The organism is Brevundimonas sp., assembly GCF_041911375.1.
Lineage (GTDB): Bacteria > Pseudomonadota > Alphaproteobacteria > Caulobacterales > Caulobacteraceae > Brevundimonas.
Genome location: NZ_JAYRPA010000040.1, coordinates 1 through 8544, shown reverse-complemented (window position 1 = coordinate 8544; position 8544 = coordinate 1). Strand labels below are relative to the sequence as shown.

The following is an 8544-nucleotide window of genomic DNA, read 5'->3' as shown; positions in this document are numbered from 1 at the left end:
CGTCGGCGGGGTCGGCGTCCCTCAGGGGCGTGTCCGTCTCGCGCGCCCAGGCGGCGAAGGCCCGCTCGGCCCGCTCGTCGCCGATGAAGCGGGCGACCAGGGCGCGCAGGTCGCCGACCGAGGCCCCCGCCGGGGAGGGTCGCCCCTCCAGCCAGTCCGGGCCCAGCCGGTCGACGAAGGCCCGCGCCTGGACCCGGTCGATCAGCCGGGGCTTGGCCAGGCGCGACACGCCGACATAGGTCGCCAGGTTCAGCGCCAGGCTGACGAAGACGCCGGGCGCGAAGGCGTCCGACAGGCCCAGCAGGGCGGGAATCTGCCAGGCGGCGCCCGGCGCCAGCTGCGGCAGGGCCAGCATCATCAGCCACACCGCCACCCCGACCGCGATGCCCGCCAGCGCGCCGTGGGCGTGGCCGCCGCGCCAGATCACCGCGCCCAGCAGGGCCGGCGCCAGCTGGGCCATGGCCGCGAACGACACCAGGCCCATGGCCGCCAGCCCGTGCGTCTGGTCCGTCGCCTGGTAATAGACCCACGCCAGCAGAAGCACCGCCACGATGGCTGCGCGGCGCACCTGCAGGATCACGCCCGCCATGTCCGAGGCGTCGCCCCGTCTGCGCCAGCGCTCGCGCGCGACGAACGGCAGGATCAGGCTGTTGGACACCATGGCCGACAGCGCCACCGCCTCGACGATCACCATGGCCGTCGCGGCCGAGAAACCGCCGACGAAGACGACGGCCGTCAGGGCCTGTTCGCCGCGTCCGAACGGCAGGGCCAGGACCAGCAGGTCCGGATTGACGCTGGGGGCGAACAGGGCGCCCGCGGCCACCAGCGGCAGCACCGCCAGGCTGGTCAGCGCCAGATAGAGCGGAAACACCCAGCGGGCGCGCCGCACCTGGGCCGGCTCGGCGCCCTCCACGAAGGCGACGTGGAACTGACGCGGCAGGCAGAAGATCGCCAGGGTCGACACCAGGGTGATGGCGGTGAACCGCGCGTCCACGTTCGGGGGCGCCGCCAGATCGCCCAGGCCCTCAGCGATGCGGGCCGGGTCGCCCCGGTCGATCAGCAGGAACAGGGCGAAACCCGCCACCATCAGCAGGGCGCCCAGCTTGACCACCGACTCCAGGCCGATCGCCTGGATCAGGCCGCGATTATGCTCGGTCAGGTCGGGCCGCCGGGCGCCGAACAGGATGGCGAAGAAGGCCAGCACCCCCGCCAGCACTAGCACGGTCAGCCGCTCGGATCCCGCCACCGGCGTGCCGGCCGTCAGCAGGGCGCCGGCCATCGACAGGCTCTTCAGCTGCAGCGCGATATAGGGCAGCGAACCCAGGATGGCGACGATGGTCACCACCGCGCCCAGGGTCTGGCTCTTGCCATAGCGCGAGGCGACGAAGTCGGCCATCGAGCCCACATTCTCGCGCCGCGCGGCCGCTGCGATCCGCCGCCAGACCGGGAACAGCAGCGTCAGGCCCAGCACCGGCCCGATGTAGATCGGCAGATACTCCCACCCCGTGCGCGCCGCGGTGCCGACCGCGCCGTAATAGGTCCAGGAGGTGCAGTAGATGGCCAGCGACAGCGCATAGACCGACGGCCCCAGCCCTGCGCCCCGCGCCCGCGCCGCCGGGCGTTCCTGGGACCAGGCGACGGCGAACAGCACCGCCATATAGGCCGCCACCAGGCCGAGGATCACCAGGCTGAACATCGTCTCATCTGATCCGGGCGCGGCCCCGCTCACAAGAGGGCTTCCAAAAAGAGCGGGGCGGGCCGCCGAACAGCGACCCGCCCCTTCGTCTCAGCGTCCGAAAGCAGGATCAGGCGTTGAGATCGACGTCCTTGCCTTCCTTCACGAAGATGAAGCCGACCACCACGGTGATCAGGGCCACGACGATCGGGTACCACAGGCCGTAGTAGATGTTGCCCGTGGCGGCCACCATGGCGAAGGCGGTAGTGGGCAGGAAGCCCCCGAACCAGCCGTTGCCGATATGGTAGGGCAGCGACATGGAGGTGTAGCGGATGCTGGTCGGGAACATCTCGACCAGGGCCGCAGCGATGGGGCCGTAGACCATGGTGACGTACAGCACCAGGATGAACAGGATGGCCACCACCACCGGCTTGTTCACCTCGTCGCTGGCCGCCTTCAGCGGATAGCCCACGCCCGACAGGGCCTCGCCCAGCGACGCGTCCCAGGTCTTCTTCTGGGCCGCGAAGTCGGCGGGGCTCATGGCGTCGCCGCGGAAGCTGGGGACCACCACCGTGTCGCCGATCCGCACCTCGGCCACCGTTCCGGCCGGAGCCTCGAGGTTGGTGTAGTTGATGCCGGCCTTGGCCAGGTAGGACTTGGCCAGGTCGCAGGAGTGATTGAACACGGTCTTGCCGATCGGATCGAACTGGACGTTGCAGTCCGCCGGATCGGCGTAGACGGTGATCGGCGAGGTGGCCGTGGCCCGCGCCAGGGCGGGGTTGGCGGCCGTGGTCAGGGCCTGGAACAGCGGGAAGTAGGTCAGGGCCGCCAGCAGACAGCCCAGCAGGATGATCGGCTTGCGGCCGATCTTGTCCGACAGCCAGCCGAAGATGACGAAGAACGGCGTGGCCAGCAGCAGGGCGATCGCGATCAGCACGTTCGCCAGCGAGGCGTCGACCTTCAGCACCCGCTCCAGGAAGAACAGGGCGTAGAACTGGCCGGTGTACCAGACCACCGCCTGACCCGCGGCCAGGCCGACCAGGGCGATCAGCACCAGCTTCAGGTTCGGCCACTTGCCGAAGGAGTCCTTCAGCGGCGTCTTGGAGCCCTTGCCCTCGGCCTTCATGCGCTTGAACGACGGGCTTTCCGACAGCTTGAGCCGGATCCACAGCGACACCGCCAGCATCAGGATCGAGACCAGGAACGGAATCCGCCAGCCCCATTCGGCGAAGGCTTCCTCGCCCACCGCCGTCCGCACGCCCAGGATGACCACCAGGCTCAGCAGCAGGCCGGCGGTCGCGGTGATCTGGATAAAGGAGGTGTAGAAGCCGCGCTTGCCTTGCGGCGCGTGCTCGGCGACGTAGGTGGCGGCGCCGCCATACTCGCCGCCCAGGGCCAGGCCCTGGATCAGGCGCATCAGCACCAGGATGATCGGCGCCGCGATGCCGATGGCCGCATAGGACGGCAGCAGGCCCACGACGAAGGTCGACAGGCCCATCAGAAGCATGGTCACCAGGAAGGTGTTCTTGCGCCCCCAAAGGTCGCCCAGCCGCCCGAAGACGATGGCCCCGAACGGTCGCACCGCGAAGCCTGCCGCGAACGCCATCAGCGCGAAGATGAAGCCCGTCGTCTCGTTGACGCCCGAGAAGAACTGCACCGTGATGATCGCCGCCAGCGATCCGTACAGATAGAAGTCATACCATTCGATGACGGTGCCGACCGAGGAGGCCAGGATCACGAGGCGATCGTTGCGATCGACCTTGTGGTCTTTCCCCCCGGACGCAGCTGCGGCGTCGGTAGCCATTGTCCTGTTTCCTCCATGTCGCCGTTGATCGGCCGTTCTGACGCGGCCTTCAGCGGACGCGCGGACATGGACTTTGGCGCACGCCGGTACGGCTGGTGAGCCAGACTTTGGTCGAGGTTCGGCGCGGCGGCCTCAGCCCTCCAGCGACACCACCGGGCCGGCCTCGGCGCGCGCGGCGGGGCACCCGCCGGCGCGCGACCGGAACCAGCGTCGGATGCGCGACTGGATCGGATCGTCGATGGCGAAGTGGAAGGCGAAGGCGAAGGCCACCGCCGCCAGCACGCCCAGCCCCCACAGGCCCCACTGGACGAGCGCGGGCAGCGCCAGCTTGGCGGCCATGACGTTGACCACGCCGAACCAGGCGATGCGCACCACCTCGTTGGTGATGAACATGGAGAAGGAGACCATGGCGGCCGTCTCCACCAGCTTGGACGGCTTGCGCACGGGCGTGGCGCCGGCGGCCAGGATGATGATGCAGATGAGGGCCAACGCCGCCAGCGCATGCTTGTCGTGAAGCTCCAGCGCGAAGAAGCCGACCGCCGCCAGCATGCCGGCCCACCCGGCCAGGCGCGGCGCGATCCAGACCTTCTGCGCGAACCAGGCCAGGGTCATGCCCAGGAAGAACAGCGGCAGGGCGCGGATGAAGCCGTAGCGCATCGGCATCTGGTAGACGGGGAAGTCCAGCAGCCGCCAGCACAGCTGGTTGGCCGCCAGATAGACGCCGACGCCCAGCGCCAGCGCCGACCACGGACCCAGCCGCATCAGGCCGCGAATGATCCAGGGAAAGGCCAGGTAGCAGCCGATCAGGGCCGAGATCGACCAGGTCGGGGCGTTCCAGCCCAGGCCGCCGTGCACGCCGAACGACTGCACCAGCAGCAGCTGCGCCGGCAGCTGATCCCAGGCGAACCATTCCGGATTGCGCGGCGCCACGCCCGCCGCGGCGCTGAACAGCACCAGGGCGACCAGCGCCAGCCCCATCATCAGGTGGGCCGGGATCACGCGCAGGAACCGCTTCAGGAAGAAGTCGCCGGGCGACATCCGCCCCTTCTCCACCGCGGCGCCATAGACCCGCATCAGGACGTAGCCGGAATCGATCAGGAAGAAGTTGGTCAGCAGAAAGCCGCCGCGCTCGAAGATCGGATTGACGATTTCCGCCAGCGGCGCCGGACCGGCGGCCTGGAAATGATGCAGGATGATCAGGAAGGCCACGATGAAACGCAGCGCGTCAAGCCAGCCGCCGCGCGCGATCTGGACTGTCTCATTCCGGGTCGAAAACAGGGTCCACGGCATCGAAAACGCCTCCTTGGGGCCGGTGGCCGCAAGAGAGGCGCCGCGATCGGGGCGAAATCAGCCCCGGACCAGCCGCAAGAATTCCTCGCGCGTGCGGGGGTCGTCGCGGACGATGCCGATCAGGTGGCTGGTCGACAGGCTGGCGCCCGGGGCGTTGACGCCGCGCAGGGTCATGCAGCTGTGCTCGGCCTCGATCACCACGCCGACGCCGTGCGGCTGCAGCACGGTGTGGATGGCCTGGGCGATCTCGGACGTCATCTTCTCCTGGATCTGCAGGCGCCGGGCGAAGCCGCGCACCACCCGCGCCAGCTTGGAGATGCCGACCACGCGGTTGGTCGGCAGATAGGCGACGTGCGCCTTGCCCACGACCGGCAGCATGTGGTGCTCGCAGAAGCTGACGAAGCGGATGTCCTTCAGCACCACCAGTTGGTCGTAGCCGCCGACCTCCTCGAAGGTCTTCTCCAGATAGGTCAGAGGATCGGTCTCATAGCCGGCGAACAGCTCGCGGTAGCTGCGCGCCACCCGCGCCGGCGTCTCGAGCAGCCCCTCGCGGTCGGGATCGTCGCCCGCCCACTGGATCAGCGTCCTGACGGCGGCTTCGGCTTCGGCCTGGGAGATCTTGGGGGCGTTCGGGGCGTCGGTCATGGGGCCTTCATAGCGGGGGCGACGGGCGAAGGGGAGGGGGTGGAAAAGACGAGGCGGTGTTCACGCCTCGGGGCGAAAAATCACCGTCTGAATAGTGTGAATGGTCTGAAATCGAGCCGCCGAAACACGGGTTCGCGCGATAGGTGGGACGCGCCGGTGAAGGGTCAAGGGCTGGGGTCTTGCGCGACGACGGGTCCGGACCGAGCCTGTCGGTGAGCCGCGCCCTGGCTGGCGCCGAAGCGGCGGGACCGTGGGCTGGCGCCCGCCCTGCATCGTCTTAGTCCCTCGTTAACCATCCTCCCGGCATTTTCTGCCCAGTGATTTCGCCCAAGTGATTTCCGGGGAGCGGCCATGAACGGCGCGGAAGTGTTGGATGTCGGCCGCGACGCCATCTGGCTGACGATCCAGCTGTGCGCGCCGGTGCTGCTGGTCGGGCTGGTGGTCGGCGTGGTGATCGGCCTGTTCCAGGCGCTGACGCAGATCCAGGAGCAGACCCTGATCTATGCGCCCAAGATCATCGCCATCTTCGTCAGTCTGCTGCTGTTCCTGCCGCTGATGGGCGCGCTACTGGGCGGCTTCATGCGCCAGATCGCCGCCCGCATCGCGGGGATGTAGTGGAGCCTTATGCGACGGCCGATCAGGTCTGGGCGGGCGGCCTGATCTTCGCGCGGGTCGGCGCGATCTTGATGCTGATCCCCGGCTTCGGCGAGGCCTATGTGCCGCCGCGCATCCGGCTGTCGCTGGCGCTGCTGCTGTCGCTGGCGCTGTGGCCGGTGGTGGCGGGCACGCTGCCGGCGCTGCCCTCGACGGTCGGAGGCATGGCCGGATGGGCGATCCGCGAGGTGGTGGTCGGCGTGATGATCGGCCTGTTGCTGCGCACCTTCATGGCGGCCCTGTCGACGGCGGGCGAGATCGTGTCGCTGCAGACCACGCTGAGCTTCGCCCAGACGGCCAATCCGCTGCAGGCCCAGCCGGCCACGACCATCGCGGCCTTCCTGACGCTGCTGGGGGTGACGCTGCTGTTCGCCACCAACACCCACCACCTGTTCATCGCCGGCATCGCCGGGTCCTACAATCTGATGGCGCCGTCCCAGCCGCTGATGCTGAACGATTTCGCGGCCATGGCGGTCAGGACCATGGGCGACGCCTTCCTGCTGGGGGTTCAGCTGTCGGCGCCGGTGCTGGTGTTCGCCCTGATCTTCAACCTGGCGTCGGGCCTGGTGGCGCGGGTGATGCCGCAGTTCCAGATCTTCTTCGCCGCCGCGCCGCTGAGCGTGATCCTGGGCCTGTCGATCTTCGCGCTGAGCCTGGGGGTGATGGGCACGGTCTTCATCGACCGCTACCGGCGCCTGGCCGAGTATTTTGTGGCGGGAGGGTCCGGTGGCTGAAGGCGCTGATCCCGAGTCCAAGACAGAAGAGGCCACCCCGCGAAAACTCGAGGAGGCGCGCAAGAAGGGCGATGTCGCCAAGTCGGCGGACGTCGGCCAGGTCATGGCCCTGGCCGGGGCGGCGGCGGTGATCCTGGGCGGGGGCGGGTGGTTCGCCTCGTCCATGGCCGAGCAGCTGCTGCCGTTCATCGCGTCTCCGCACGAGATGCTGGGCGCGCTGGACGGGGGCGGCGGGACCGAGATCTTCGCCCACGCCCTGTGGGCCATGACGCCGTTCCTGGGGGCGGTGATGCTGGCCACCATCATCGGCGGGGCGGGCGGTCACCTGGCGCAGTCGGGGTTTCTGTTCACCGCCGAGAAGCTGAAGCCGAAATGGTCGATGGTGAACCCGCTGGAGGGGTTCAAGCGCATCTTCGGGATCGACGGCCTGGTCCAGTTCCTGAAGACCTTCCTGAAGCTGGTCGCGGTGTGCGTGGTCTGCTGGCTGGTGCTGAAGCCGCATACGCGCGAGCTGGAAAACCTGGCGGCGATGAGCCCGCTGATGCTGCTGCCGCTGGCGCGGGACATGGCGATCAGCCTGTTCGTGGCCGCCGTCATCCTGCTGGGCGCCACGGCGGGCGCCGACTTCCTGTGGCAGAAGTTCCGCTTCGCCAAGCGGATGCGGATGTCCAAGGAGGAGCTGAAGGAAGACTACAAGCAGACCGAGGGCGACCCGCACGTGAAGGCCAAGCTGCGCCAGATCCGCATGCAGCGCAGCCGCCAGCGGATGATGCAGAACGTGCCCGGGGCGACCGTGATCGTCACCAACCCGACCCACTATTCGGTGGCCCTGCGCTATGAGCCCGAGAAGGGCGACGGGGCGCCGATCTGCGTGGCCAAGGGCGTGGACGCCCTGGCGCTGCGCATCCGCGAGACGGCCAGGGAGCACGGCGTGCCGATCGTCGAGAACGTGCCCCTGGCGCGGGCGCTCTACGCCTCGGTCGAGGTGGACGAGGTGATTCCCAAGGAGCATTTCGAGGCCGCCGCCAAGATCATCGGCTTCGTCTTCCAGTCCCGGCGTCGTCGATAGGGGCCCGGTAAGGGTCCGACAGGAAATGGGCGTATGATCGCCCCTCTGATTCGCCTTCCGAACGAGGCCCCATGACCTCCTCCCGACGCCTGCCCATCGATCCGCTGCTGGTCGTGATGGCGGTCGGGCTGGTGCTGGCCGTGGCCGCCATGGCCTATCCGGCCTTTCGGTCGGATCCGATGTCGGCCCCCGGCCTGATGCTGATCGTGACGGCGGGACTGATCGCCCTGATCGGCCTGTTCGCCTTCCGACGGGCCGATCCGCCCGCCGCCGACAGCGACGCCGCCATCGACATCCTGGACGCCATGGCCGAGCCGGCGGCCCTGGTGTGGGCGTCGGGCCAGGTGCTGGCCTTCAACGCCGCCTGGGCCGAGGCGAACGGCGACACCACCGCCCTGCCGCGCGGCAAGTCGGCCCAGGCGCTGTACATGGCCTTCGCCCAGGCCCGGCAGGGCCAGCCGGGCCACGCCATCGTCACCATCGGCGCGCGCGAGGTCGAGGTGGTGATCGGACAGGCGGGCGAGGGGCGCTTCCTGCTGCGCGCGGCGCCCGAGGCGGTGCTGCCGGTCCCTGTCGCGCCGCGTCCCGCGCCCGCGACGGGCGAGGCCCGGGCCATGGCGGCCGGCGCGCCTTTCGGATCGGCGGTGATCGCAGGCGAGGACCTGTTCGCCGG

Annotated in this window: 6 protein-coding genes and 2 pseudogenes; 4 read left to right on the top strand and 4 right to left on the bottom strand. The window is 69.2% G+C overall.

Features of this window, described 5'->3' with window-relative positions; translation table 11 throughout:
* The 4 genes and pseudogenes from ACE3PU_RS08155 to folE form a co-directional block, all read right to left on the bottom strand.
* A pseudogene (locus ACE3PU_RS08155) lies at window positions 1-1696 on the bottom strand (hybrid sensor histidine kinase/response regulator); the annotation flags it as partial.
* A 109-nt stretch (window positions 1697-1805) separates the two neighbouring features.
* Window positions 1806-3479, bottom strand: coding sequence for an MFS transporter (locus ACE3PU_RS08150; RefSeq protein WP_374388534.1), 1674 nt, complete (start codon window positions 3477-3479; stop codon window positions 1806-1808).
* Window positions 3480-3611: 132 nt separating this feature from the next.
* A complete protein-coding gene (locus ACE3PU_RS08145; RefSeq protein WP_374388532.1) occupies window positions 3612-4769 on the bottom strand; it encodes an acyltransferase family protein in 1158 nt (385 codons plus the stop codon).
* Window positions 4770-4826: 57 nt separating this feature from the next.
* Complete coding sequence (gene folE, locus ACE3PU_RS08140; protein WP_374388530.1) at window positions 4827-5414, bottom strand: GTP cyclohydrolase I FolE; 588 nt, start codon at window positions 5412-5414, stop codon at window positions 4827-4829.
* Between the two features lie 351 nt (window positions 5415-5765).
* On the opposite strand from folE, the gene fliQ reads away from it, so the two are divergent.
* From fliQ to ACE3PU_RS08120, 4 genes and pseudogenes are all read left to right on the top strand, one after another.
* On the top strand, window positions 5766-6029 hold the full coding sequence (gene fliQ / locus ACE3PU_RS08135; protein ID WP_374388528.1) for a flagellar biosynthesis protein FliQ: 264 nt from the start codon (window positions 5766-5768) through the stop codon (window positions 6027-6029).
* Window positions 6029-6802 carry a flagellar biosynthetic protein FliR gene (gene fliR, locus ACE3PU_RS08130; protein WP_374388526.1) on the top strand — a complete coding sequence of 258 codons (774 nt, stop codon included), beginning with the start codon at window positions 6029-6031 and terminating at the stop codon, window positions 6800-6802. The genes fliQ and fliR overlap by 1 nt, the downstream gene beginning before the upstream one ends.
* Window positions 6795-7871 (top strand): flagellar biosynthesis protein FlhB, encoded by a 1077-nt coding sequence (gene flhB, locus ACE3PU_RS08125; protein ID WP_374388524.1) that lies wholly within the window; start codon window positions 6795-6797, stop codon window positions 7869-7871. Before fliR ends, flhB begins: the two co-directional genes overlap by 8 nt.
* Before the next feature lie 71 nt (window positions 7872-7942).
* Window positions 7943-8544: pseudogene (locus ACE3PU_RS08120) on the top strand (hybrid sensor histidine kinase/response regulator); the annotation flags it as partial.

Coding starts and splice junctions, on each gene's coding strand:
- ACE3PU_RS08145 (WP_374388532.1), bottom strand. CDS start 4,769: ATGCCGTGGACCCTGTTTTCGACCCGGAATGAGACAGTCCAGATCGCG.
- folE (WP_374388530.1), bottom strand. CDS start 5,414: ATGACCGACGCCCCGAACGCCCCCAAGATCTCCCAGGCCGAAGCCGAA.
- ACE3PU_RS08150 (WP_374388534.1), bottom strand. CDS start 3,479: ATGGCTACCGACGCCGCAGCTGCGTCCGGGGGGAAAGACCACAAGGTC.
- fliQ (WP_374388528.1), top strand. CDS start 5,766: ATGAACGGCGCGGAAGTGTTGGATGTCGGCCGCGACGCCATCTGGCTG.